This is a genomic window from Marinobacter goseongensis (assembly GCF_023156235.1).
Taxonomy (GTDB): domain Bacteria; phylum Pseudomonadota; class Gammaproteobacteria; order Pseudomonadales; family Oleiphilaceae; genus Marinobacter; species Marinobacter goseongensis.
In genome coordinates this window covers 1-24,911 of record NZ_JAKZAI010000015.1, presented here as the reverse complement: position 1 = coordinate 24,911, position 24,911 = coordinate 1, and the positions used below count along the sequence as shown (strand labels likewise).

Sequence of the window (24,911 nt, the reverse complement as noted above, 5' to 3'; positions counted from 1 at the left end):
TCAGGCTCCCTGAGACAGAATCTTCTTCGCCGCAGCAGACTTGTAGAACGAGGACAGCCGGCGACGCAACAGCGCTTCAACATAACCCGCTTCACGCAACACGTCCACGATTGGCAGGGCGAGTGCGTCGACCTCGGCCATGATCACATCGCGGTTTACGCCGATGTCGTTGAGCAGATCCATGATCGGACGATCGCCATACTTGGCATACAGATGCGCGACCACCGCGCGGGCACAGCCCAGGAAATACTCGGTCTTGCGGAACCGCAGCCAGAACTCATACCCCAGTACCACAAACTCCTGAAGCTGAACATCGCCCAAGCCTTCCTGCAGTTCGGCAATGGTACGATCCTCGACCGAAACCCACACGGCCATCACGCTGTCCCGGAGCTCATCGTCAGACAGTGCGCGGTGCAGAAACTGTTCACTGCGGGCGATCAGCCCCGGCAGGCTCTCCGACAGCCACGCCTTGAAGCGGCGTTCGAAGGTTTCATCCAGGCCGGGAACAGCCTTGTTGGCCATGCGCTTGCCGAACTTCATCATCGAACCCACGCCGGGCACGGATTTGGTGATCAGGTTGTCTTCGTAGAGGTAATTGACCAGACCGTGATACACCACGTTGGATACCAGTTCCTGGTATACCGGATGCGCCATGATTTCACTGATGATGCGCTCGCGCTGATGCCTGAGTTCGAGGAATTCTTCCAGCAGACCGGTGGCCTGCTCACGGGACATGATGTCGCCCAGCGTGGTCGTTTGCTGAACCGGCGCATTCAGCACCTCGGTGGCCATCTCCGCCGCCAGCTCCGGAATGCCGGCATCCAGCTCCATGTCCACCACGATGCGCTGGATCACACCCATGATCTGTTCTTCGGAGGTCAGCCCGCCCAGAGTAATCTCACTGGCGTGATTCAGCAGCTCATCGACTTCCTGCTCCAGAAACTTTCGCAGCTTGGCGCCTTTCAGGGCAGCCATTTCGTGCTTTACGTGCTGTTCCAGCAGTGCATTGGCCAGATCACCGGCTCCCTGCGTTGTCGTGTCTTGTGTCATGGTGTCGGCTGTCCTGTTATTAAAATGAAAATTCAGACCCCCAAGGCTATCACGAAGACCAGCGGTCGCGGTTTGCCAAAAATACAGCGGGGGAGTCGCAGGCCGGCCAGTTCACACTGACCGCCCGGACTTTTGGACTAGCGGGCGGGTTACTGGAAATCGTTGAATGTGTGTGGTTCCGCAGCCAGCGACAGGCACAGACTGCCGGGCCCGATATAGATGCTGCTGGTGATGCCCATCTGGGAAAGGAGCAATTCCACACCGTTGCGCTCACAGGCATCGCGCAGCCGGTTCAGCCCGGGCAGATCCTCGATCTCTGTCCAGGTCAGGCCACAGGACAGGCTCACATAGGGCGTCAGCAGCCCGGCGTCCACCCGCGCCGCCGCGTAGTTCATGACCTTTTCCGCCGCCATGTCAAAACTGCGGGTTTTTGCCGCCGGCTGACCTTCCGCGCCCTGCCCAAAAATCACCGGCGTGATGTTCAGCGCCTTGCCCAGAAATGCCACCAGGGCGGACACACTCTTGTCACCGCGGCGACGGGCCCGTTCACGGATGTAATGCAGGTCCCGCGGGATCACACAGGTGTAGATCTTGTCTGTGAAAGTTTCCACCTCATGCCGCAGGGCGTTCTTCGACACCTTCTGATTGATCAGTCTCAGGGTGTGAGCCGCCAGCAGGCCCTGGCCGGCAAAGATCTGCTTGCTGTCGATCACCCGCATGGCAAATTTGCCTTCCCGCCCCGATGCCTTACGCGCCTCCTGGTAATGGGACATCACGCTGTTCATCGCCTCGGTGGCGTTCTGGTAGATCAGGCTGCGGCTCCGGGTCACCGTCTCGCAGATAGCCACATCAAACTGGGTGACGATTTTCTCCATGAACAGGTCGTGAATCTGCTCCGCGCTGAACGCACGGGTTTCGGCCTGATGGCCCTTCTGCAGAAGGCCACTCTGGTAGAACTCCTGGGTCCGTACCGGGTCGTGATCGTCGGTGTAGGTCTGGCCGTCGATAACGGCCGTGACGGGGAGAATGAACAGGTCGTGCTTGCGGGTGAACTCGTAAGGTAAGTCACACGCAGAATCCACGATAAGACCAACTCGCATTGGGGTGCCTCCAGCTGCGGGATGTTCCCCTTCCCGAAAGAATCGGGAACTCCCTTTATTGTCATTGTTTTTAGCTTGGTCAAGTTTCACACAAAGTAATCAGAAATTCAGCAGCCGCAATTTATGGCCGCGGTATGGCCGCTTCAAGCTCCCTCAGATTGGCCCTCAGCAGCGCGCGGTTGTCTTGCTGCCAGGGGTGAAAGCCCTTGCGGAAGTAGGCCAGGAACTCGGGCAGGCAGTGCCGCAACACCCCCGGCTTCCCCCACAGAAAGTTCATCCCACCGAGCCAGGTGCTCAAACTCCATAGCTTGCCATCGGTTTTCAGCAGGCTGCAGGTGTTAAGGAAGGTGTACTTGAAGAAATTCCAGGTCACGAACAGGAAAACGATACGCCGCAGGCGCTCATTGCCAATGCAGTGGCGGTAGACATCAAAAGCCACGGACTTGTGTTCGGTTTCCTCGATGGCGTGCCAACGCCAGAGCCTTCTCATGGTCGGCGTTGCGCCATCCATCCACTGCGGGTTGCGCAGTATCGCGTTGGCCAACACCGCGGTGTAATGCTCGGCGCCACAGGTACCAGCCAACTGCCGGCTGGGGGGCAGGCGCCCGACCCAGTCCATGTGTTTGCGGAACCGCTGATCCAGTTTGTCAATCTCGTAGCCACGGGCTTTCAGAGCTTCGTTGTAGCTCTTGTGCTCCCGACTGTGGAGGGCCTCCTGGCCGATAAAACCGCGGATCTCCCCCTTCAGTTTGGGATCGTCAATCTGGTCGCGGTACCGCCGCACCGCATTGATGAACTGTTGTTCGCCGTCCGGGAACTGCAGGGAAAGCGCATTGAAAAACGCCGTGCGGAACGCGTCGTTTCCGTGCCACAGGGTTTTCAGTTCGTCGGTCACATCAAAGCGAATGTGCCGCGGGGCGACGGACACGTCATCCGGCGTGGAACTGATGGTCATCACGAACTCCTGCTTCTTATGGTTGTGGAGCGGCGAGTGAAATTTTACCAGCTATAGCAGTGTAGACCTGGAAACAGTATGGACGAAAGCGGTGGGACCCGTGCGCCGACAGATTGTCATGAAATGACAGGTCGTCAAAACACGAGGACCAGAAGGGGGGCCTGACAGCACCACATTAACCGCCGGGGGGTGCGGTTATTCGAGCTCTTTGGCCTGATCTCGCAACACGAATTTCTGGATCTTCCCGGTGGAGGTTTTCGGCAACTCCGAGAACACCACGGTCCGCGGTACCTTGAAGCGGGCAAGGTGCTCGCGACAGAACCCAATAATGTCGCTCTCACTGACCTCGCCGGCTTCGGGTTTCAGGGTCACGAAAGCGCAGGGCGTCTCTCCCCATTTTTCGTCTGGACGAGCGACCACCGCGGCCTCAAGCACGGCCGGGTGACGGTAGAGTGTGTCTTCCACTTCGATGGTAGAAATGTTCTCACCACCGGAAATAATGATGTCTTTCAGGCGGTCCTTGATTTCCATGTAACCGTCCTCGTGCCACACCGCCAGATCCCCGGTGTGGAACCAGCCGCCACGGAAGGCCTCTTCGGTCGCCTTGGGGTTCTTCAGGTACCCTTTCATCACGGTGTTGCCACGCAGGAAAATCTCACCGATGGTTTTACCATCCCTGGGCACCGGTTCCATGGTGCTGGGATCACCCACCATGGTGCCGGCCAAAGTGTGATAACGAACGCCCTGACGGGCTTTCTTGCGGGCGCGATCGTGCAGCGGCAGCGCATCCCATTCGGTTTTCCAGGCACACACGGTGACCGGACCATAGACCTCGGTCAGCCCGTACACGTGGGTAACCGCAATGCCCATCTCCTCAACGGCGCCGATCACCTGGGCCGGCGGCGCGGCACCGGCGGTCATAGATTTCACCTCGTGGTCAATGCCGGTCCTGGCGGATTCGGGCACGTTCAGCAGTGCGTTGAGCACAATCGGCGCTCCGCACATGTGCGTGACCTGGTGATCGCGGATCAGCTGCAGGACCTTTTCCGGCTCAACCCGACGCAGGCACACGTGGGTGCCGGCCATGGCGGTGACCGTCCAGGGAAAACACCAGCCATTGCAGTGAAACATCGGCAGGGTCCAGAGATATACCGGGTGCATGTCCATGGACCACACGGCCTGGTTGCCCAGCGAGTTCAGGTAGGCGCCGCGGTGGTGATACACCACACCCTTGGGATTACCGGTGGTGCCGGACGTGTAATTCAGGGAGATGGCATCCCACTCGTTTTCCGGGAAACGCCAGACGTAACCGGGATCACCTTCCAGCAGGAAGGCCTCATAGTCCAGTTCACTGACCTGAACGCCCTCGCCGTATTCCGGGTCGTCCACGTCAATCACCAGCGGCGGGCTGTCCAGACGGCTGACCGCATCACGGATAACCTCACCGAATTCACGGTCGGCAATCACCACTTTGGCCTCGCCATGACCCAGCATGAACGCAATGGCCTCGGCATCGAGGCGCACGTTCAGGGTGTTCAGCACCGCGCCGATCATCGGTACGCCGAAATGGCACTCCACCATGGCCGGAATATTGGGCAGCATCACCGCAACGGTATCGCCACGCCCGATGCCGCGCCCTGCCAGCGCCGAGGCAAGACGACGGCTGCGGTCGTAGGTCTGCCGCCAGGTGTAACGCAACGCTCCGTGGACCACCGCCGGGTAATCCGGGTAAACCGTGGCGGTACGCTCAATGAAATCGATCGGAGACTGAACCGCGTAGTTAGCGCCGACGGGTGCGAGACCCTGGTCAAAAATCGAGGTCATGGATGTAGGTCCTCTGTGATTTGCATTGTTCTTGTCACGTCGTGAGGGGGCGTGCGTTTTAACAACGAGACTTCAAATGAGTAAAAGGGTATCCGACAGGCCGGCGATCAGAAATTGCACCTAGGTAGTACAGTGTAGCCGTCAGCAGGCCGATAACCATCACGCCCATTGACGGAGCCCGCTATCGCTCAGACAGTTACCGGTTCAGGGACTCCCCGGCCAACTCCCCCAACCGGCGCACTGCCTGCTCAATCCGGTCCGACCAGGGATTCGCGCTGTTAATCCGCAGGCAATTGCTGTACTTGTCCGCCGTGGAGAACATCATCCCCGGTGCCACGTTGATGTTTTCCTGTCGGGCCCGGTAATACACGTCCGTGCCGGTGTCCTTGCCCGGCAACTGCACCCAGATCACAAAGCCCCCCTGAGGCCGGCTGACGGCTGTGCCCTCGGGGAACCAGCGGGCCACTGCGGCGCGCATGCGCTCCGTGCTCTGGCGGTAGTGCTGCCGGGCCGACCGCAGGTAACGGTCGTATCCGCCCTGCTCGAGAAAATGCCCCACCGCCAGCTGAGGAATACTGGCGGTCGCCAGATTCACAAAATACTTGTGCTGCCTGGCCTCCGCCATATAGCGGCCCGGTACCATCCAGCCCAGTCGCAGCCCCGGGGATATGGTTTTGGAGAAGGAATTGCAGTAAATCACGTTGCCGGTTCGATCAAAGGCTTTCGCGGGTCGCGGGCGCTCGCCGCTGTGGAACAGGTCACCGTAGATATCGTCCTCGATGAGCGGGACTCCCGCGTCCTCCAGCATGGCGACCAGCTGCTGCTTGCGCTCGTCGGGCATGCACGCCCCCATCGGATTGCTGTGATTGGTCACCACCACGCAGGCTTTCACCGGCCACTGTTCCAGGGCCACCTGCAGCCCCTCGAGGCTGAGCCCTTCCGCCGGGTGGGTGGGCACCTCGATTACCCGCAGGCCGACCACCTCCAGCGCATGAAGAATGCCGGGAAATGAGGGTGATTCCACCACCACGATGTCACCGGGCACAGTCACTGCCCGCAAAGCCAGAATGATGGCTTCCTGAGCGCCGTTGGTGGCAAGCACGTCATCGGCGGTGATGGGCACGCCCAGAGTGGCCATGCGCTGGGCCAGCTGTCGCCGGTAGGACTCCTTGCCGGGGAACGCATAATCCTGATACTCCAGCCCTCGCCGCGCCGCCCACAGAATCGACTGCTGGATCTGGCGCACAGGCAGGAACTCCGGGTGCGGCACCGCGGCGGCAAGCGGCACCATGCGCTTCTGCTCATCCACACACAGCTCAAGCGCCATATCCCGAGCGCTGACGGGCATCGGCCGTGCCCGATATCGCTGCATGATCGGCTCAGGCGCGTCCCTCGCCGGCACGCGCACGAAGAAACCGCTGCGCTCCCGGGCCTGTACATACCCCCGGCCCTCAAGCGTCTGGTGTGCCTGCAATACGGTCGAGATGCTGACCCCGAACTGACGGCTGAGAACCCGCACGCCGGGCAGGCGCTCGCCTTCGCGATATACGCCATCGCGAATCAGGGCCTGGATCTGATCTGCCACCTGATTATAGAGAATCCCCATAACGCTATCCTGCCAGAGCCGCGGCTGTCACGGGCAGTACAGATCACCCGGATTCCGACCGGTACAGTTCTCCTGGCAGATCATCTGTACCGGTTCAAAAACAGGTTATCTGAATCTGTAATGGATGTCAGCGACGACTCAAAATGGCATCGTCAAACAACGGAAGAGGGACTTTCGCCATGAACGCCTTGAACCGGGGCTTGCCCGGGACCACCGAGCCATCATCGACAGGCGTCAGCAGAAAAGATCTGCTGGCACTCTCCACCCACTTGCAACAACCTGCCGTGCTCAAAGGCAACCGCGCCACAACACAATGGCTGACAGACCTCGGCTTCCGGATCAGCCAGCGGCGCCCACACCACTGGGTGCTGACCCACACCGATGCCCTGCCCGAATGGCACTTATACAGCGACGCGGAACTTGAGGGGTTTGCCACCGGCAAAGCCCACGAATACGCTAGACGACTTCTGAAGGAGACATGCCCATGAGTTTTCCGATCTACCAGCTTGACGCCTTCACCGGCGAACTGTTCGGCGGCAATCCGGCTGCCGTCATGCCTCTGGACCACTGGCTTGACGACGCCACCCTGCTGGCACTGGCGGGCGAAAACAACCTGTCTGAAACTGCCTTTTTCGTTCGCGATAACGTCAGTGCCGAGGCCGACTTCCACATCCGCTGGTTCACCCCAAGCGCTGAAGTGCCCCTTTGCGGGCACGCCACCCTGGCCAGTGCCTGGGTGATCTTCAACAAACTGGGCTGGTGCGATGAACGCATTCGCTTGCGCTCACAGAGCGGCATTCTCGGGGTGCGGCAAAACGCCGACGGCTGGCTAACGCTCAACTTTCCGCGACTCGATTGGCAGGAGGTGGCCACACCGGATCTGCTGAAACAGGCACTGCCCGGGGCACCCGGCACCGCCCTGTTCGTTCCCAACGACACCAACTACCTGCTGACCCTGGAATCGGAACAGGCGGTGCTGGACGCCAATCCCGACATGCGGTTACTGAAACAGCTGGGCAACCAGGGCGTGATTGTGACGGCCCGCGGCGAGAACTGCGACTTCGTCAGCCGCTACTTCGCACCCGGGTTCGGCATTGATGAAGACCCGGTCACCGGCTCTATCCACAGCGTTCTGGTGCCCTGGTGGGCCGATAAACTCGGGGGCACCCGCTTTCTGGCTCGTCAGCTGTCGGCACGTGGCGGTGAGCTTCGCTGCGAACTGAAAGGCGATCGGGTCGAGATTGCCGGCCAGGCCGCCTTTTACATGGAGGGACAGGTGCATCTTTAGCGCGGCAAGTTACAAAACCGACATGGTGTTGTGTGATAGCTTCCGGGTAACGCAGAGTATAACCCGCAACCATAGTCGAAAGGAGCCTGAACCATGACACAGACGAAAGCGTTCGCAGCGCAATCCCCCACCTCAGGCCTGGCGCCTCACAACATTGAGCGCCGGGCGCCCCGCCCGGATGACGTCGCCATCGAGATCGATTACTGCGGCGTATGCCACACCGACATCCATTTCGCCCAGAACGACTGGGGCGTCACCGAGTACCCGGTGGTTCCGGGTCACGAGATTGTTGGCCGCGTGACATCGGTCGGGCCGCAAGTAAAAGCCTTCAAGGAGGGCGATGTGGTGGGTGTAGGTTGCATGGTGGATTCCTGCCGCACCTGCTCCGCCTGTGATGCGGGGCTGGAGCAATACTGCAGCAACGGTATGACCGGCACCTACAACGGCGAGGACCGTCACGACCACTCTATCACTTACGGCGGCTATTCCGAACGCATCGTGGTCAGCGAACGCTTCGTGGTGCGGGTGCCGGAGAAACTGGACATCAAGGCCGCCGCGCCGCTGCTGTGTGCGGGCATCACCACCTATTCGCCACTGCGCCATTACGGCGTCAAAGCCGGCCACAAGGTGGGCGTTATCGGTATGGGCGGCCTTGGTCACATGGGCGTGAAATTTGCCAAAGCCCTGGGGGCCGAAGTCACCATCTTCACCCGGTCCGAGAGCAAAGTCGGCGAAGCGAAGAAGCAGGGCGCCGACCATGTGGTGGTGTCCACCGACGAGGACCAGATGGCGGCTGTCGCCGAAACCTTCGACTTCATGCTCGATACCGTGCCGGTCCAGCACGACCTGAATCCGTACCTGAACTGCCTGACCTACGACGGCACTCATATCATCGTCGGCTTGCTGGAACCGGTGGAGCCACCGCTGGAAGCCGGAGCGCTGGTGTTCAAACGGCGGGTACTGGCAGGCTCGCTGATCGGTGGCATGCCGGAAACCCAGGAAGTGTTGGATTTCTGCGCCGAGCACGACATCAGCTGTGACGTGGAAATGCTCGACATCCACAACATCAACGACGCCTACGAGCGCATGAAGAAAGGCGATGTGAAATACCGCTTCGTCATTGATATGAAGACCCTGAAGAACGGATAATACCGTTTTTTAGGAGTTTTCATGGCCGCACACTACGATGTCATCATTATCGGCGCCGGCGCGGCTGGCCTGATGTGTGCGGCAACGGCCGGTTACCGGGGCCGCAGAGTCCTGGTAATCGACCACGCCAACAAGCCGGGCAAGAAAATTCTGATGTCCGGTGGCGGGCGTTGCAATTTCACCAACCTCAACAGCACGTCGGCCAATTTTCTTTCCGACAACCCCCATTTCTGCATTTCTGCGCTGAAACGGTACACGCCCCAGCACTTTCTCGAGCTGGTGGACCGCCATGGCGTGGAATACGAAGAAAAAGCACCGGGTCAACTGTTCGGCAAACACAGCGCGAAAGACATTCTCAATCTGCTGCTGACCGAGTGCGAATGGGCCGGTGCAGATATTCGGCTGAAAACCCGAATCGGAGACATCACCGAGACCCCCACCGGTTTTCATCTGGCCACCGGGTCGGGATCGGTCACTGGCGACTCCCTTGTCGTTGCCTGCGGCGGACTGTCGATTCCCACCATGGGGGCCAGCGGTTTCGGGTATGACATCGCCAGACAATTCGGACTCACAGTGCTGCCAACACGGGCCGGATTGGTGCCCTTTACCCTGCACCCGGAATTGAAAGAGCAGCTGGCCCCGCTGGCCGGCATCAGCTGCGAGGTTGATGTGAGCTGTCGCAACGATCATTTCCGCGAACCCATGCTGGTGACCCATCGCGGCCTCAGCGGCCCTTCGATGCTGCAGATCTCCAGTTTCTGGCAGCCCGGAGACGGTCTTGCCATCAACCTGCTGCCCGCCTGTCCGGTTCAGCAGGACCTGCTCGACCTGCGCAAAAACAGGCCTCAAGCCACCGTCGCACACTATCTTGCTCAGCATCTGCCGAAACGCTTCGCCAGTGCCTTCAATGATCTGCATGGCTGGACCGGCCCCCTGCAGGGCTACAAGAACAGCGACATTGATCAGGTAGCAGCTACACTGAACCAATGGGCCATCAAGCCCGCCGGTACCGAGGGCTATCGCACTGCGGAAGTCACTCTCGGCGGCGTCGACACCCGTCAGCTGTCGTCCAGAACCATGGCGACATTGGAGCGTCCGAACCTGTATTTCATCGGTGAGGTGGTGGACGTAACCGGCCATCTCGGCGGCCACAACTTCCAGTGGGCATGGGCGTCAGGCGTGGCGGCAGGAAACAGTGCGTAATGGATGACATCACCCAGCAGTTTCTGAACACCAACCAGACCGCCCTGCGCCTGGCCCTGGCGCTGCTTCTGGGTGCGGTCATCGGCCTGGAGCGGGGCTGGGGGGCGCGCGAGCAGAAAGCCGGCGAACGCATTGCCGGCATTCGCACGTTCTCGCTGATCGGTCTGCTCGGGGGCATTTCCGCAGTTCTGAGCGCGGAGATCACCCAATGGGCGTTTCCGGTTCTGCTGATCAGCGTGGTGGCAATGGCACTGGTGGCCTACAGCCAGCGCCTTTCCCATATTCGTAATTTCAGCATTACCGGCACCGTCGGCATGGTGCTCACCTTCTGCTACGGCGCCATCGCCGTTGCCGTGGACCCGGTCATCGCCATCGCGGCGGCCGTGATCACTGCGGTGATTCTGGACAGCAAACAGGAAATTCACGGCTTCGTTAATCGCCTACAGGCCCACGAACTGGACGCAGCGCTGAAGCTGCTGCTGATCTCGGTGGTGATGTTGCCGCTGCTACCGAACGAAAAGATGGGGCCCGGCGGTGTGCTGAATCCCTATGAAATCTGGTGGCTGGTGGTGCTGATTGCCTCTATTTCCTTTGTGGGCTACTTCGCCATCCGGCTCGCCGGCATGAAAAAAGGCATTCTGTTCACCAGCCTGTTTGCCGGGCTGAGTTCGTCCACCGCACTGACCCTGCATTTCGCCCGGCAGGCCACCCGGGCGCCCGAGCTGAGCCCGCAGTTCGCCAGTGGTATTCTGATTGCCTGCGGCACCATGTTTCCCCGCATTCTGGTGTATTGCGCGCTGATCAACCCAGCGCTGTTATCACTGCTGGTCTGGCCCGTGGTGATCATGTCCGCATTGCTCTATGTGCCGGCGCTGGTAATCTGGAAACGCCATGAAGTCAAGCTGGAGGTCTCTCAGCCGACACTGACCCAGAACCCGCTGGATCTCAAATCCGCAGTCGGGTTCGGCATCCTGCTCACAGTCATTCTGTTACTGGGTGAGCTGTTGCGGGACTGGCTGGGCAATCTCGGCATCTACATGCTGGCCATCACCTCCGGCATTGCCGATGTGGACGCCATCACCCTGTCACTGACCCGGATGTCCCAGGACGCCATTCCCATGACCACGGCGGTGATTGCCATCGTCATGGCCGCCGCCACCAACAATCTGGTCAAGGCCGGCATCGCGGGCAGCCTGGGCACCCGCCAGCTGGGACTGATGGTAGGCCTGCCCATGACGGTGTCTTTACTCGCGGGTCTGGGCACGGCGTGGCTGCTCTAACGGGCCCGGCGGAAGGTCAGGTTGTAGCGACTCTCGCCCGTCAGCGGATGCTGGCCGGCTTTCAGGCGCAGCACACCGTGGTAAAAACGCCGCGCCTCGCCACCCCACACCACCACATCGCCACTGGTTAACACTGTATTCAGTGGCCGCTCGCTGCGCCTGGGCCCACCGAACTGGAAGGTGGCCGGCACGCCGAGCGATACCGACACAATGGGCTGGTCAAAATCCTGCTCGTCCTTGTCCTGGTGCAACCCCATTTTGGCGCCCGGCTGGTAACGGTTGATCAGACAGGCATCCGGCTGGAAGTTGGCGTAGCCGGCCGCGGCGGCAGCACCTGCGGCAAGCCGGCGGAAACTCTCAGGCATGTCCGGCCATGGCTGCCCGGTTTGTGGGTCCGTTGCCTGGTAGCGATAGCCCGCCCGGTCCGTCACCCAGCCCCAGCCACCACAACAACTCATGGCCACCGACATGGTGTGGCCACCCGGAGTCTGCATCCGCCGGAACGGCGACTGCTCGGTGACCTCAGCAATACTTCCCAGCAAGGCTGCCTCCTGCGGCAATGCAAAATGCCGAAGGATCACCGCCCCCGGGCAGATGGCCTCTGTCCATGGCTCCGGCAGTTCGGCTGCAAACAGGTCCGACGTTGTCACATGGGCCTCCCGTTGGGTCTCCGGAAAAGAAAAAGTGCGCGGCACGGTCTACCTCATCAATATCCGGATACGTTCTCTCATTGGCTCAAGGATCAATGATGTCCGCAAAACATCAGTCAACACAGGCATCCTCGGATGCATATGGGCGCGGAAGGTCGATGACGTAGATGAAAGCCTGTTCATGAAAACTGACTGAAAACCCGTATACTTTAGCGCTTATCTATCGTCTTTGAAGGGATATCCATGCTGTTTGCAATCATCATTGGTGGTCTGATCGGGTACGCGTTCGGCAAATTTCCCGGCTTTCTGATAGGAGCGGCCATTGGCGCATTCCTGATGCAGCGGCTGAAACGCCGGCTGCTGGGTAAGCTGCAGAGCATCCAGTCCGGCTTTGTGGATTCGGTTTTCGCAGTCATGGGCGCCCTGTGCAAAGCCGACGGTGTGGTCAGCCAGGATGAAATCCAGATGGCGGAATCCCTGTTTGTGCGTTTCCGTCTGTCAGAACCGCAGAAGGCATCAGCCAAAGCAGCATTCAACCGCGGCAAGGAGGCAGACTTCGACCTCGAGGCCGAGCTCAGCCATTTCCTGACCGTGACCGGTGGCCAACCGGCACTGCTGCAGATGTTCATGCAGGTGCAGGTCTCGGCCGTAGCCGCTGACGGCGTAGTACACCCGGCAGAGCACGAGATGCTGGTGCGTATTGCCCGCGGCCTGGGCTTGCCGGAGAGCCAGGTGGATCAGCTGGAAGCAATGCTACGCGGTGCCCATGCAGGTCAGGCAGGCCGTGGCCAACCCTCATCCGCACAACAGGTAGACGACGCCTACAAGGCCCTCGGGGTTTCACCCTCCGCCAGCGATGCGGACATCAAGAAGGTGTATCGCAAACTGATGAGTGAAAACCACCCGGACAAATTGGCCGGGCGCGGATTACCGGAAAGCATGCGGGAAATGGCGGAAGAGCGCACCCGCGAGATCTCCCATGCCTACGACGTGATCAAGGAAGCGCGCAAAACCGGCTGAGCCCGGGTTTCAGAGCCAGCGGGGAACCCGCTGCCGGTACGCCTCATAGGCGTCTCCGAACATCTCCGCCAGCGCCTTTTCCTCCTCACGGGCCTGGCGGGTAATCACCAGCACTCCCGCAATCAGGCAGATCCCCGAGAACACGCTGGGTAACGCCAGAAAAAACCCGAATTGCCCCAGCATGACCGCCATGAACAAGGGGTTGCGGGAGCGCCGGTAGGGGCCCTCTGTCAGCAGATGGTGTTTTTGTTGCGGATCGATCCCCGAGCGCCAGTCCTCGTGCATGTAGCCCTGGAAGTAGTTCACCAGGGTAAAGGACGCCAGCAGGCAGATCATGCCCAACAGCAGCACCGGAGCAATGTAAAGTCGGTCAAACACCCCGAGCCAGGGGTCAAGGTCCACCACTACTCTCGCCAGACAGATCACCAGAATCAGCAACCGGAACACGTTGAAGGTGTGCCGGTGCCACCAGGGGGCACTGCCCTTTTTGCCATAGTGGATGTAGGAGACCTTCATACGCTCGAAAAGTCCCAGGCTCCTTCCGGTGAACTGAAGGCCGATCATCAGGAAAAAGAAGCCGAGAAAATACCGCACAAAAGGTTCTGCAAAGTCCATGGTATACGCTTGCTGAAAAATGAATGCTGCAAGCTTAGTACCTGAAAAGCGCCGAGAAAAGACAGAATTCTGTACCGGGGTGATTTATTTCTTCTATGCCCTGCTGCGCGCTGGAGTTTCCCGATATGACATGCCGTCACGTTGGGAATTGGGCTAGAGTGTGGCAACAACGCTCAGGAGCCAAACCATGACCATGCGGGCAAAACCGGACACCATACACGCCTTCCAGGATGACGCGCTGGGCGATCTCGATGCCACGGCAGTCGCCGATCTGATCCGGCGGGGTGAGGTATCAGCCGCCGAAGTCACCAACGCGGCCATTGCACGAGCCCGAAAAGTGGAACCCTTTATTCAGGGCATCGTTTTCGAGGCGTTCGAGCAAGCCGCCGAAGCGCCGGTTCGCTCGGCCGATGGCTTTTTCCAGGGCGTACCGACGTTTATCAAAGACAACATGGATGTCACGGGCATGCCGACACGCCACGGCTCCGCCGCCGTTCCTCCCAGGGCCGCCACGGCAACCGGCGCCTTTGCGGAACAGATGCTGGCTCAGGGCTTCGTTTGCCTCGGCAAGAGCGCCCTGCCGGAGTTCGGCTTCAACGCCAGCACCGAGCATGCCGGAGCACCGCCGTCCCGCAACCCCTGGAATCTGGCTTACTCCACCGGTGCCTCGTCCGGCGGTTCCGCCGCCCTGGTTGCGGCGGGCGTGGTGCCGCTGGCGCACGCCAACGATGGCGGCGGCTCCATTCGCATTCCGGCCGCCTGTTGCGGCCTGGTGGGCCTGAAACCCAGCCGTGGGCGACTGGTGGACAACGAAGCAGCAAAAGCGTTGCCCATCAACATCGTGTGCGACGGCGTGGTGACCCGCAGCGTTCGCGACACCGCCCGCTTTTATGCCGAAGCGGAGAAGCATTTCCGCAACCGCAAGTTGCCGGAACTGGGTCTGGTGGAGGGTGCGTCGTCACGGCCGATGACCATTGGCCTGGTGCTGGATTCCATCAATGGCCACCCCACTGACCCGGCAACCCGCGAGACCGTCGAGCACACCGCCCAATTGCTGGAAAGCATGGGGCATCGCATCGTACCGATGGATGTGCCCATTGCCTCCACCTTTCCCGACGACTTCGCCCGCTATTGGGGCATGCTCGCGTTCGGGGTGAAAGCCAACGGTCGCAAGCTGATGCATCCCGGTTTCGACAAATCCAGGGTGGACGGACTGACCCACGGGCTGGACCGGATGTTCCGCAAACAGTTCTACAAACTGCCCGCCACGCTCTGGCGACTGCATCGCTCGGCGCAGGAATACGCCGCGGCAGTGGAGGGCTACGACGCCATATTGACACCCGTTCTGGGCCACACCACGCCGGAACTTGGCTACCTCAACCCGGAGCAGGATTTCGACCAGCTTTTCGAGCGGCTGACCCGTTATGTCAGCTTCACACCCCTGGCCAATACCACCGGTGCACCGGCCATCGCCTTACCCATGGGTCAGACCCATAACAACCTGCCGATCGCCGTGCATCTCATGGGGCGCCACGGTGGCGAGCGAACCCTGCTCGAGCTGGCCTATGCCCTGGAAGAGGCTCAGCCTTGGCCATCGCTGGCACACTCCATCACCGAATCGGTGTCACCCCCTCCGGTTGCCGCAGTCGATTAAAAGGCCGGAGGTAGTCTAGAATTAGACAGGTTAAAACTGCACTGCCACTATGGAAGCCAGGTGGCAGGCGCAGTAACGAGGATCCAATCTGCCGCAAACACCGTAGTTTTCCAAAAGGATGGGACCGCAGCACGATGCGAGACAGCGACACCTTTGTGACCTTTCACAAAGCCCTGACGGAACTGAGCCACGACTCGAACTTCATCGGCCAGCGGCGGCACCTGAAACTCGAGGCGCTGACCGCATTATGCGGTCGCCTGATGGGTGTCGAGCGGGTCAGCGTCTGGATCTTCCCACCGGAGCGGGATCGCATTACCTGTGAGACCCTGTTTGACGGCTTTGAAGCTGCGAGCAGCGGTGAGCCCTGTGCCGCGTCAGCCACCACCGCCACCCACAGCACTGACCTGAGCCCCGTCAGCCTCTACCGCTCGGATCACCCCAACTATTTTCAGGCCATTGCCGAAGAGCGCATCATCGCCGTTGACGACGCCCACACCGACCCACGTACTGCCAGCTTCAACCCGGACTACCTTACCAGGGTCGGCGTTCATTCCATGCTGGACACCCCGGTTTTCGAGGGCTCGCGTCTGAGCGGCGTGATCTGCCTGGAGGCATGTCACCCGAGGCAATGGACACTGCCCGAGATGTCTTTTGCGGTCGCCATTGCCGATACCGTCAGCCTGATCAACACCCATGAACGCTGGATGAACTCCAAGCGGGCGCTGGACTACATCAGCCGCTTCGACTCCCAGACCGGGCTGGCCAACATGGACTCTCTGCGGGAGCGGGTCTCGCACCTGGCCGAGAAGATCAATCGGCGGGGTCAGGGCAGTCTCGCCCTGATCTGGATCGACGTCGACCGCCTGAAAACCATCAATGACGGGCTCGGCCCCCAGGTTGGTGATGCGGTGATTGCCGAGATCGGCCAACGCCTGCGCAGCCTCAGGCTGCAGGGCAAGGATCTGCTGGCGCGAATCGGCGGTGATGAATTTGTATTGCTGATTCGAACTCACACCAAGGCTGACTCCATTGGCGACACGGCGCTTCAGATTCAGGACGCGATCCGCCAGCCGATCCGGGTGGCGGGGCAATCGCTGAGCGTCAGCGCCAGCCTGGGCATCTGCCATTTGCCGGAAGACTGCCAACGATCCCGGGAGCTGCTGCGGGGTGCCGAAGCGGCCATGTATCATGCCAAGCATCTTGGCCGGGCCCAGGCCACGATGTTTGATTCCGCCATCCAGATCAGCGCGCAATCCCGCTTCGCCCTGGAGCGGGAACTGCGGGCGGCCATCAACAACCGCGAGCTGGACGTGTTCTACCAGCCGATCCTGGATGCCTCCGGCAAGCGCATGGTCAGCATGGAGGCGCTGGTACGCTGGAACCACCCGAGCCGGGGCTGGCTCGCCCCCATCGAATTCCTCGATATTGCCCGCGGTGGCGGGCTGATGTATGCGCTGGGGGAATGCGTGCTGGCACGGGTGTGTGAAAACTGGCGCGAAGCCCGCAACCGCGGCCTGCAGTTGCCGGTGATTTCCGTCAACCTGTCGTCGGAGCAGGTGTTGGCCACCGAGCTGCCCGACAGGGTCAAAGCCCTGTGCGCGGAACACGAGATGCCAGTCAATGCGCTGCAGTTCGAAGTCACCGAAGACTCCATTCAGGGCGATTTCAACACCCTCGCTGGCGTGCTCGAGCGGCTGGTGGAAGCCGGGGCGGAACTGGCCATTGATGATTTCGGCACCGGCTACTCTTCTCTGGCGCGACTCAAAAGCCTGCCGTTCTCACGCATCAAGATCGACCGTTCGTTTATCAATCAGTTGCCCGACGATGAAGACGATTGCGCCATCACCTTGTCCATTCTGGGGCTCGCCCGCGGTCTCGGGCTGATGGTGGTGGCCGAGGGCGTGGAGACCAAAGCTCACGAACAGTGGCTGGTGGAGCAAGGCTGCGATTTTCTGCAGGGTTACCTGTACAGCAAACCCCTACCTTTTTCAGAGCTGATCGAACGCTTCTTTCAGGGCCACTGAAACCCGGGGAAGATCGCCAGCACCCGGGTAAAGTTGTCTTCAAGAAAACTCTCGATTCTGACCTCAGCGCCCGTCACCGGGTGGCGGAACCCGATGCTGGTGGCCGCCAGCATCAGCCGCCCCTCACCAAACCGCTCGGCAAAATACCGGTTGTGGCGCCCTCGCCCATGATTGGCATCACCAATAATGGGGTGGCTGATGTGTTTCATGTGCCGGCGCAACTGATGCTTGCGCCCGGTTTCTGGCCTCAACTCGACCACCGCATAGCGGCTGGATGGGTAGGTCTCCACCTGCACGGGGATGTCTGTGGTCGCCAGCCGGCGGTAACGGGTAACGGCGTCCCGCACGGGATGCTCCATCCCCTTCAGCCGCCGGTCCTCCGGTTCTTCCCGCAGCGGATGATCAATCACTCCCTGCTCCGCCGGCCAGCCCCTGACCACCGCCAGATAGGTTTTGCTGACCTCCCCGGCCATCATCTGCTGACCCAGTAGCCGCGCGATGTCCGGGTGGCGTGCGAACACCAACACACCGGACGTGGGGCGGTCCAGACGGTGCACGGGGTACACATGCCCGCCGCCGTTCATGGCCCGGGCGTACTGCAGTGCAAACTCGGTTTCGTGACGGTCAATGGGGCTGCGATGCACCAGCAACCCCGCCGGTTTGTGCACAACCAGCAGCGCGTCGTCGCGATAGAGCTCTGTCAGGGGATTACCGTGCCCCGTCATCCCCTGAACATTCGCCGTAAGCCCTGCCCCGCCTTATCCCCGAGCACCAGCAGGGCCGGGGTCAGCAGCAGCGTCAATACGGTTGCGAACGTCAGACCACCGGCAATGGCGCTGGAGAGCTGGGTCCACCACTGGGTAGACGGTGCACCGATGCCCAGAGAGGGCGTCAGCAGATCGATATTGACGCCCAGTACCATCGGCGTCAGGCCGAGCACGGTGGTCACCGCGGTCAGCAGCACCGGTCGCAGACGCAGGCAGCCGGTCTCCAGTGCCGCCTCGTAGGCGGCCAGGCCGCTCTTGCGCATCTGGTTGTAGGTATCGATCAGAATGATGTTGTTGTTCACCACAATACCGGCCAGGGCAATGATACCCATGCCCACCATCACAATGCCGAAAGACTGGCCATTGAGCAGCAGCCCCAGCAGCACGCCGGCAGTGGACAGCACAATCGCGGACAGGATCAGGAAGGTCTGATAGAGGGAATTGAACTGGGTAACCAGTATCAGCAGCATCAACGCGATGGCCACCAGAAAAGCCGTGGCCAGGAAATTGGCCGCCTGCTGCTGATCTTCATTTTCGCCAGCCACCTGCACAGTCACGCCCTGCGGCGGTTCCGGCATGTCGGCCTGCAGGCTGCGCAGCAATTCATCCACCCGGCGCCCGGGCTCAAGGTCTGACTTGATGGTGATGGTGCGCTGGCCGTCCACCCGCACAATGCTGCCGGTTTTCTGGCCGGGCTCCAGAGCCACAAACTCTGACAACGGCACCTGCCCGCGTGCGGTGTTGATGGTCTGACGCTGGAACTGGTCGAGTTCGCGCCAATTATTGGGTACCCGCACGGCAATATCCACCTCATCACGGACATCCTCCGGCCGGTAGGTGGCCAGCACCAGCCCGTTGGTAATCAGGCGAACGGCGCTCCCCACGCTCAACACATCGGTACCAAACAGCGCTGCGGATTCCCGGTCTACCTTCAACTGCCATTCAATGCCGGGCAGACTGCGATCGTCTTCGATATCCACGAATCCGCCCATCGCCGCCATTCGCTCCCGCAGCTGATCCGCATAGGCATTAAGCTTATTGCTCTCCAGACTGCTGACCTTCAGCTCGACAGGTTTGCCATCGGCGGGGCCGCCCTCCTGTTTGCGGAATTCCAGTTCGATACCGGGAATGTCTGCGGTGCGTTCCCGGAAGTCCTCGAGAATGTCGCTTGCCGGCCGGCGGGTGAACCAATCGTTGAACTGGAATTGCAGCACCCCGATCACATCCGGCGCCATCTGGTTACCGGCGGCGACCATGGAGCGGGCATACAGAGCTTTCACTTCAGGCATATCCTGCAGGCGTTGCTCGACAGTACGAACAATGCTGTCTCTCTCCCAAACCGACAGATCCCCCCGGGCTCTCACCTGCACCTGGGCGGAATCCGGCTCCACGCTGGGGAAGAACTCCACCCCGTAGTTGAAGCGGGCATAGCCGGCGTAGATCACCACAATCACCGCCAATACGCCCAGCAGGGTAAAGCCGGGATAACTCAGCAGAGTACCCAGCACCTTGCGGTAACCGGCCATCATGGCGCCGCCACTTGCACTGTGCCGGGCCCGGCGGCCACCGCTGACACCGCCAAGCACCGGCAGGAACACCAGCGCCATCAACAGTGAAGCGGCCAGGCAGATAATCACCGTGATCGGCAGGAATTTCATGAATTCACCCACCACCCCCGGCCAGAACAGCAAGGGCGCGAAAACCGCCAGCGTGGTTGCGGTGGAGGCAATAATCGGCCAGGCCATCCGGCTTGCGGCGTCAGCCCAGGCAGAGCGCACCGTCTGACCTTCTGACAGGTTACGGTCTGCCAGCTCCGACACCACGATGGCGCCGTCCACGAGCATGCCCGCAACCAGGATGAGACTGAATAACACCACGATATTCAGGGTCAGCCCCATGCCCCAGATCACCAGAATGCCGGTGAGGAATGCACCGGGAATGGTCAGGCCCACCAGCACCGCTGAGCGCGGCCCCATGGCGGCGATGACCACGATGATCACCAGCACGATGGCGGTCAGCACGTTGTTCAGCAGGTCACTGAGAATGTCCCGTACTTCGGTGGACTGGTCCATGATGTAACGCACTTCGAGTTCGTCCGGCAATTCAGATCCGGCCGCCTCGATCAGCCCGCGCACCTCGGCAATGGTTTCGATGATGTTGGCGCCTGCGCGTTTGGACACTTCCAGCACCAGAGCTGGCTCGCCATTGATACGGGCAAATCCGGTGGGATCCTTGAAGGTGCGCTGCAACATGGCAACATCACCAAACGTGACCACAGTGTCTTCACTGATCTTAATGGGCATGGACATCACGTCTTCGATATTCTCGATCACGCCGGGCACCTTGATGGCCATCCGCCCCGCGCCGGTGTCCAGGCTGCCCGCTGCCACCAGCTGGTTGTTGCGGGTGACCAGCGAGGCCAACTGGTCAAAATCGACGCCGTAGCTCTCCAGCACCTGCGGATCCACCACCACTTCCAGCAGGTCTTCCCGATCCCCGCCGATGTCCACTTCCAGCACTTCGGGGATGCCTTCAATCGCATCCTGTAACCGACGGGCGATGGTAATCAGTTCACGCTCGGAAAGCGGTCCGGAAAGCCCGATCGACAGCACCGGAAACAACGACACGTTGATCTCGTTCACCCGCGGTTCGTCTGCCTCCTGGGGAATCTTGGCGCGGGCAGTGTCGACTTTTTCGCGCACATCCTGCAATGCTTTGTCCGGATCAAAGCCGGCATCGAACTCCAGCATGACCGAAGCGTGTCCCTCGGAAGCCGTGCCACGCATTTCCTTCACCCCTTCCAGGGATCGCAGCTCCTGCTCCATAGGCCGTACCAGCAATCGTTCGCCATCCTCAGGGCTGATGCCCTCCAGGGTCATGGACACGTAAATCATCGGAATGGTGACGTCGGGGTTGGCTTCCTTGGGGATACTGTAAAACGCAGCCACGCCGCCCAACAGCAGAAAGGTCAGCGTCAGCAGTGTGGTGCGGCTGCGGTCAAGCGCCGCGTGAATCAGTGCGCGCATACGGATCAGCCCCGGTTACTGTCACGGTCAACCGGCTCAACTTCCTGGCCGATCGCGACAAATCCGCCGCCACGGGTGATCAGCCGGATTTCATCCGGCAACCCACTGACCCAGGCGCCATCGGTGGTCACGTTCAGCAATCTCACCGTGCGGAACACCACCTCATCGCGATCATTCACATAACGCACACCGGGGCGGCCGTCGTCACCGAGAGACAGGTAGGCCGGGGAAATAAACGTCGCGCGGGTTTCCGGCAGAGCAATGCGTAGGGTCGCACTGCCACCGGCAACGCGTTTCAGCTCAGGGTTTTCCACCGTCACTTCAACAGCGAAACTGCGGGTGTCAGGATCAGCGGCGCTGGCCACGAAGGTCACCTCGCCCTCCAGCGAACCGCCGTCCAGCAGCCGAACCATAACCTTCTGCCCCTCCTCGACCTGGCTTACCGACTGCTGTGGGACTTGTCCGGTTGCCTTGAGGCGATCCACCTGCACCAGATCCAGCAGCGCAGTGCCCTGCTGGACGAGACTGCCGAGATCCACATGGCGGCGGTTTACCACGGCGTCGAAGGGCGCGGTGGGCGTCAGATCTCTGGTCGCTTTGCGCACGGTTGCCAGCTCCGCACGGGCACCGGCCAGCTCGCTTTGCAACCCGAGGATGTCGGACTGGCTCGCCAGATTGCTCGCGCCCAGGCGTTGGGCGGCGGCAAGATCAGCCTCCAGTTTACGGATCTGCGATTGCCAGCGTTCAACGCCCGCCTGGCGACCATCATCAGACAGTCGCAACAGCGTCTGCCCCTGCGCTACACGCTCGCCCTGACGCACCATCAGCTCTTCAACTGTACCGCTCACCCCGGCACTGATGGCCACCGTCCGCCAGGGTTCCAGCTGCCCCTGCAGCATCAGCCCGGGCTCATACAGGCGAGCCGCAAGGGTTTCCACCTCAACCCGGGTGCGCTCCGGGGCCGGTGGCTCTTTCATCTCCGGCGCGTCCTGCTGCGCCACTTTGACCTCGCCACTGGCCATCCAGAGCACCAACCCGATTACGATCAGTAATGCCAACCCCAGGGAGCCCCACCTGCTCTTGCTCATGTTCTTCTCGTTTATTGCGCATGCGTTGTATTTGAAAGGAGACAAACGGTATCACAAAAAAGTGACATTAGGGGTTGCGTCAGTGGCCAGGCTCGGGTTAACTTTTGATCATTCTTAACCCAGCTTGAGTCGTCGCCCGAATCTCATGAATCTTAACGCTGTTATCGTCCTTGTGAAGCTTGTCCTGGTGGTCGTGGTACCGTCCGGGGGCTCTTGCGTGGACAAGCGGGTGAGATAGCGACAAACCTGACAAGACACCAAGAGCCCCCGGCACCGAAAGGTCCCGGGGGCTTTTTTTTGCAGCAAGAAAAAAGGGAAAAACGACCATGAACGGCGCACAGCACATTCTTGACGCGTTCCACCGCCACCACATCAGCACGGTTTTCGGTTATCCGGGCGGCTGCATCATGCCGCTCTACGATGCGCTGGTGGACGATGTGGGCGTAGAACACGTACTGTGCCGCCACGAACAGGCCTGCGCCCTGGCCGCCGACGGCTACGCCCGCGCCAGCGGCAAACTGGGCGTATGCATTGCCACCTCCGGTCCCGGCGCCACCAACCTGATCACCGGCGTCGCCAACGCCCACCGGGACTCCATTCCGATGCTGGTCATCACCGGCCAGGTGCCGTCCGGGCTCATCGGTACCGACGCCTTCCAGGAAACCGACGTGCTGGGCATGACCCTCGGCATCGTTAAACACAGCTACCTGATCGACGACGCCGACACCCTGCCCACCGTCATGGAAGAAGCCATGGCGCTGGCGCAGAGCGGCCGGCCGGGGCCGGTGTGGATCGACATTCCCAAAGACGTATTGTTGACCGAGGTTGCCGCTGCGCCCTTTCCTTCCAGCGAGCCACAGGAAAGCGGTTCCAGCTGCCCCGACCTGACCGATGCTCTGGCCATGCTCCACGCCGCCCGCAAGCCCTTGCTCTACAGCGGCGGCGGCATCAGCCTGGCCCATGCCGAAGACGGCTTCCGCGTGTTTGCCGAGTCATCCGCCCTGCCGGCGGTGGTCACCCTGAAAGGCATCGGCAACCCTGGCAAACACAACCCTCACAACCTCGGCATGCTCGGCATGCACGGCTCCCGCGCTGCCAATAAGGCAGTGGACGAGTGCGACCTGTTACTGGTCATCGGCGCCCGTCTGGACGACCGCGCCACGGGTAACCTGAATGGCTTTGCGCCCAACGCAAAGATGATACACATCGACGCCGACGCCGCCGAGATCAACAAACTGCGCCCGGCGGATCTGGCCATAAAAGGCGAGCTGAACGTCATTCTGGAACATCTGACCGGCGCTCTTGAGCGCGAACCACTGACCATTCCAGACTGGCAGAAACAATGCCGCACCTGGCACACCACCGGCGGCTTCAGTGCTGCAGACAACGAGGAACCCCTGGCCCCGATCACCGGCCCGGCGTTCATCCGCCAGCTTTCCCGCATCGCACCGGACGACACCCTCGTGGCCTGCGATGTGGGCCAGCACCAGATGTGGGTCGCCCAGCACTACGAATTCGACCACCCCCGCCATCACCTCACCAGCGGCGGCCTGGGCACCATGGGATTCGGATTGCCGGCCGCCATCGGCGCGCAGTTTGCGGATCGTGCCAGCACCGTGATCAACGTCACCGGCGACGGCTCGTTCATGATGAACGCCCAGGAACTGGCCACCATCCGCCGTTACAACCTGCCGGTGAAACTCATCGTGATGGACAACCAGTGTCTCGGCATGGTGCGCCAGCAGCAGGAGCTGTTCTACGGCAACCGCGAAAGCCAGATCAACCTGGACGACAACCCCGATTTCGTGGCTATGGCCCGCGCCTTCGACATCCCGGCCCTGCGCATCGAGCGCACCGACCAGATCCGCCGCGGCATCGAAACCATCCTCGCCTACGACGGCCCGATGCTGCTGCACGTGGCCATCAGCCGCGAAGACAACGTATGGCCCATCGTCAAACCCGGCGCCAGCAACCGCGAGATGATTGACGAAACCCGACGCCCCAGCACGGCAAACAAGGAGCACGTAGCATGACCCCGCAAGCGGATACCTCGATACCGAGTTACACCCTCAACTGCCGCATGGCCCAGGAAACCGCCGCACTGGAGCGCCTGTGCCAGGTGATCCGCATTCGCGGATTCCGTATTGCCCGAATGGCGGTAGAATCCGCCGGGGAACATCTCGACATCGCCCTGACCCTGGAGGGCTCCCGGCCGATTGCCATGCTGCAGTCGCAGCTGGAGAAGTTGCACACGGTGGTGGACGTCGCCCTTGGCCAGGGTGCTGTTGCCCGGTCTCGGTCGGCCTGACTTGGGAGTTGGCTTCGGTTCGGTAGCCTGTGGGTTGAGGGGCGGGTACGCGGGGATGCGAAGTAAAAGACAAGAAATGAAAAGCAGAAGGTGTTTTTTTATTAGTAGGTCGGATTAGTTCGTTGGTCTCTCGGCGCGGGGTGGTAGGTGGATTTTTTCGCCGGAAAAAGGTGTCTGAGCGAAGCGAGTTCTTTTTCCAAGAAAAAACTCCACCTGGAGCCTGTAAGCCAAATTGTGTAACTGCCCACGAGTGAGTAATCTTTTCAAAAGGATACCATCGTGGGTACACAAGTGGATCAAGAAA

The 24,911-nt window shown here is 60.8% G+C and carries 20 protein-coding genes; 10 read left to right on the top strand and 10 right to left on the bottom strand.

Annotated elements, in window-relative coordinates:
• The 5 genes from MLC70_RS13965 to MLC70_RS13945 form a co-directional block, all read right to left on the bottom strand.
• Entirely contained in the window at positions 1-1,050 is a 1,050-nt protein-coding gene (locus tag MLC70_RS13965; protein ID WP_248184798.1) for a hypothetical protein, read from the bottom strand.
• A gap of 149 nt (positions 1,051-1,199) precedes the next feature.
• Entirely contained in the window at positions 1,200-2,150 is a 951-nt protein-coding gene (locus MLC70_RS13960) for a DegV family protein (protein WP_248184797.1), read from the bottom strand.
• A gap of 121 nt (positions 2,151-2,271) precedes the next feature.
• A complete protein-coding gene (locus tag MLC70_RS13955; RefSeq protein ID WP_248184796.1) occupies positions 2,272-3,105 on the bottom strand; it encodes a metal-dependent hydrolase in 834 nt (277 codons plus the stop codon).
• A 195-nt stretch (positions 3,106-3,300) separates the two neighbouring features.
• Complete coding sequence (locus MLC70_RS13950) at positions 3,301-4,929, bottom strand: acyl-CoA synthetase (protein ID WP_248184795.1); 1,629 nt, start codon at positions 4,927-4,929, stop codon at positions 3,301-3,303.
• Between the two features lie 196 nt (positions 4,930-5,125).
• Complete coding sequence (locus MLC70_RS13945; protein WP_248184794.1) at positions 5,126-6,535, bottom strand: aminotransferase-like domain-containing protein; 1,410 nt, start codon at positions 6,533-6,535, stop codon at positions 5,126-5,128.
• 179 nt (positions 6,536-6,714) lie between these two features.
• On the opposite strand from MLC70_RS13945, the gene MLC70_RS13940 reads away from it, so the two are divergent.
• From MLC70_RS13940 to MLC70_RS13920, 5 genes are all read left to right on the top strand, one after another.
• Positions 6,715-7,023, top strand: coding sequence for a hypothetical protein (locus MLC70_RS13940; protein WP_248184793.1), 309 nt, complete (start codon positions 6,715-6,717; stop codon positions 7,021-7,023).
• Positions 7,020-7,823, top strand: a complete 804-nt coding sequence (locus tag MLC70_RS13935) for a PhzF family phenazine biosynthesis protein (protein ID WP_248184792.1) — start codon at positions 7,020-7,022, stop codon at positions 7,821-7,823. Before MLC70_RS13940 ends, MLC70_RS13935 begins: the two co-directional genes overlap by 4 nt.
• A 93-nt stretch (positions 7,824-7,916) precedes the next feature.
• On the top strand, positions 7,917-8,972 hold the full coding sequence (locus MLC70_RS13930) for an NAD(P)-dependent alcohol dehydrogenase (RefSeq protein ID WP_248184791.1): 1,056 nt from the start codon (positions 7,917-7,919) through the stop codon (positions 8,970-8,972).
• A gap of 21 nt (positions 8,973-8,993) precedes the next feature.
• Entirely contained in the window at positions 8,994-10,175 is a 1,182-nt protein-coding gene (locus MLC70_RS13925) for a BaiN/RdsA family NAD(P)/FAD-dependent oxidoreductase (RefSeq protein ID WP_248184790.1), read from the top strand.
• Complete coding sequence (locus MLC70_RS13920; protein ID WP_248184789.1) at positions 10,175-11,455, top strand: MgtC/SapB family protein; 1,281 nt, start codon at positions 10,175-10,177, stop codon at positions 11,453-11,455. The genes MLC70_RS13925 and MLC70_RS13920 overlap by 1 nt, the downstream gene beginning before the upstream one ends.
• On the opposite strand, the gene alkB is transcribed toward MLC70_RS13920, so the two are convergent.
• Entirely contained in the window at positions 11,452-12,105 is a 654-nt protein-coding gene (gene alkB / locus MLC70_RS13915; RefSeq protein WP_427902109.1) for a DNA oxidative demethylase AlkB, read from the bottom strand. The genes MLC70_RS13920 and alkB overlap by 4 nt on opposite strands.
• A gap of 243 nt (positions 12,106-12,348) precedes the next feature.
• On the opposite strand from alkB, the gene djlA reads away from it, so the two are divergent.
• The gene (gene djlA, locus MLC70_RS13910) at positions 12,349-13,125 is read left to right on the top strand and encodes a co-chaperone DjlA (RefSeq protein WP_248184788.1); all 777 of its coding nucleotides are present in this window, start codon (positions 12,349-12,351) and stop codon (positions 13,123-13,125) included.
• 9 nt (positions 13,126-13,134) lie between these two features.
• Here djlA and MLC70_RS13905 read toward each other — a convergent pair whose 3' ends face one another.
• On the bottom strand, positions 13,135-13,740 hold the full coding sequence (locus MLC70_RS13905; RefSeq protein WP_248184787.1) for a methyltransferase family protein: 606 nt from the start codon (positions 13,738-13,740) through the stop codon (positions 13,135-13,137).
• Between the two features lie 187 nt (positions 13,741-13,927).
• Between MLC70_RS13905 and MLC70_RS13900 the strand changes: the two genes are divergently transcribed.
• Together MLC70_RS13900 and MLC70_RS13895 are read left to right on the top strand one after the other, a co-directional pair.
• The gene (locus MLC70_RS13900) at positions 13,928-15,394 is read left to right on the top strand and encodes an amidase (RefSeq protein WP_345799557.1); all 1,467 of its coding nucleotides are present in this window, start codon (positions 13,928-13,930) and stop codon (positions 15,392-15,394) included.
• 134 nt (positions 15,395-15,528) lie between these two features.
• Positions 15,529-17,418, top strand: a complete 1,890-nt coding sequence (locus MLC70_RS13895) for a putative bifunctional diguanylate cyclase/phosphodiesterase (RefSeq protein WP_248184785.1) — start codon at positions 15,529-15,531, stop codon at positions 17,416-17,418.
• Here MLC70_RS13895 and MLC70_RS13890 read toward each other — a convergent pair.
• The 3 genes from MLC70_RS13890 to MLC70_RS13880 are packed head-to-tail and all read right to left on the bottom strand — an operon-like array spanning position 17,406 to position 22,299.
• Positions 17,406-18,143, bottom strand: a complete 738-nt coding sequence (locus MLC70_RS13890) for a pseudouridine synthase (protein ID WP_248184784.1) — start codon at positions 18,141-18,143, stop codon at positions 17,406-17,408. The two genes, MLC70_RS13895 and MLC70_RS13890, sit on opposite strands and share 13 nt — an antisense overlap.
• Positions 18,140-21,211 (bottom strand): efflux RND transporter permease subunit, encoded by a 3,072-nt coding sequence (locus MLC70_RS13885; RefSeq protein ID WP_248184782.1) that lies wholly within the window; start codon positions 21,209-21,211, stop codon positions 18,140-18,142. The genes MLC70_RS13890 and MLC70_RS13885 overlap by 4 nt, the downstream gene beginning before the upstream one ends.
• 5 nt (positions 21,212-21,216) lie before the next feature.
• Positions 21,217-22,299 carry an efflux RND transporter periplasmic adaptor subunit gene (locus MLC70_RS13880; RefSeq protein WP_248184779.1) on the bottom strand — a complete coding sequence of 361 codons (1,083 nt, stop codon included), beginning with the start codon at positions 22,297-22,299 and terminating at the stop codon, positions 21,217-21,219.
• Between the two features lie 326 nt (positions 22,300-22,625).
• Here MLC70_RS13880 and ilvG point away from each other — a divergent pair, with 326 nt between their 5' ends.
• Positions 22,626-24,332: an acetolactate synthase 2 catalytic subunit gene (ilvG, locus tag MLC70_RS13875; protein ID WP_248184778.1), complete on the top strand. Its 1,707-nt coding sequence runs from the start codon at positions 22,626-22,628 to the stop codon at positions 24,330-24,332.
• Entirely contained in the window at positions 24,329-24,607 is a 279-nt protein-coding gene (locus tag MLC70_RS13870; protein ID WP_248184776.1) for an ACT domain-containing protein, read from the top strand. Before ilvG ends, MLC70_RS13870 begins: the two co-directional genes overlap by 4 nt.
• Positions 24,608-24,911 lie beyond the last annotated feature (304 nt).

Excerpts from the sequence above, each read along its gene's own strand:
- MLC70_RS13965 (WP_248184798.1), bottom strand. The coding sequence starts at position 1,050 with ATGACACAAGACACGACAACGCAGGGAGCCGGTGATCTGGCCAATGCA.
- MLC70_RS13960 (WP_248184797.1), bottom strand. The coding sequence starts at position 2,150 with ATGCGAGTTGGTCTTATCGTGGATTCTGCGTGTGACTTACCTTACGAG.
- MLC70_RS13955 (WP_248184796.1), bottom strand. The coding sequence starts at position 3,105 with ATGACCATCAGTTCCACGCCGGATGACGTGTCCGTCGCCCCGCGGCAC.
- MLC70_RS13950 (WP_248184795.1), bottom strand. The coding sequence starts at position 4,929 with ATGACCTCGATTTTTGACCAGGGTCTCGCACCCGTCGGCGCTAACTAC.
- MLC70_RS13945 (WP_248184794.1), bottom strand. The coding sequence starts at position 6,535 with ATGGGGATTCTCTATAATCAGGTGGCAGATCAGATCCAGGCCCTGATT.
- MLC70_RS13940 (WP_248184793.1), top strand. The coding sequence starts at position 6,715 with ATGAACGCCTTGAACCGGGGCTTGCCCGGGACCACCGAGCCATCATCG.
- MLC70_RS13935 (WP_248184792.1), top strand. The coding sequence starts at position 7,020 with ATGAGTTTTCCGATCTACCAGCTTGACGCCTTCACCGGCGAACTGTTC.
- MLC70_RS13930 (WP_248184791.1), top strand. The coding sequence starts at position 7,917 with ATGACACAGACGAAAGCGTTCGCAGCGCAATCCCCCACCTCAGGCCTG.
- MLC70_RS13925 (WP_248184790.1), top strand. The coding sequence starts at position 8,994 with ATGGCCGCACACTACGATGTCATCATTATCGGCGCCGGCGCGGCTGGC.
- MLC70_RS13920 (WP_248184789.1), top strand. The coding sequence starts at position 10,175 with ATGGATGACATCACCCAGCAGTTTCTGAACACCAACCAGACCGCCCTG.
- djlA (WP_248184788.1), top strand. The coding sequence starts at position 12,349 with ATGCTGTTTGCAATCATCATTGGTGGTCTGATCGGGTACGCGTTCGGC.
- MLC70_RS13905 (WP_248184787.1), bottom strand. The coding sequence starts at position 13,740 with ATGGACTTTGCAGAACCTTTTGTGCGGTATTTTCTCGGCTTCTTTTTC.
- MLC70_RS13900 (WP_345799557.1), top strand. The coding sequence starts at position 13,928 with ATGACCATGCGGGCAAAACCGGACACCATACACGCCTTCCAGGATGAC.
- MLC70_RS13895 (WP_248184785.1), top strand. The coding sequence starts at position 15,529 with ATGCGAGACAGCGACACCTTTGTGACCTTTCACAAAGCCCTGACGGAA.
- MLC70_RS13890 (WP_248184784.1), bottom strand. The coding sequence starts at position 18,143 with ATGACGGGGCACGGTAATCCCCTGACAGAGCTCTATCGCGACGACGCG.
- MLC70_RS13885 (WP_248184782.1), bottom strand. The coding sequence starts at position 21,211 with ATGCGCGCACTGATTCACGCGGCGCTTGACCGCAGCCGCACCACACTG.
- MLC70_RS13880 (WP_248184779.1), bottom strand. The coding sequence starts at position 22,299 with ATGAGCAAGAGCAGGTGGGGCTCCCTGGGGTTGGCATTACTGATCGTA.
- ilvG (WP_248184778.1), top strand. The coding sequence starts at position 22,626 with ATGAACGGCGCACAGCACATTCTTGACGCGTTCCACCGCCACCACATC.
- MLC70_RS13870 (WP_248184776.1), top strand. The coding sequence starts at position 24,329 with ATGACCCCGCAAGCGGATACCTCGATACCGAGTTACACCCTCAACTGC.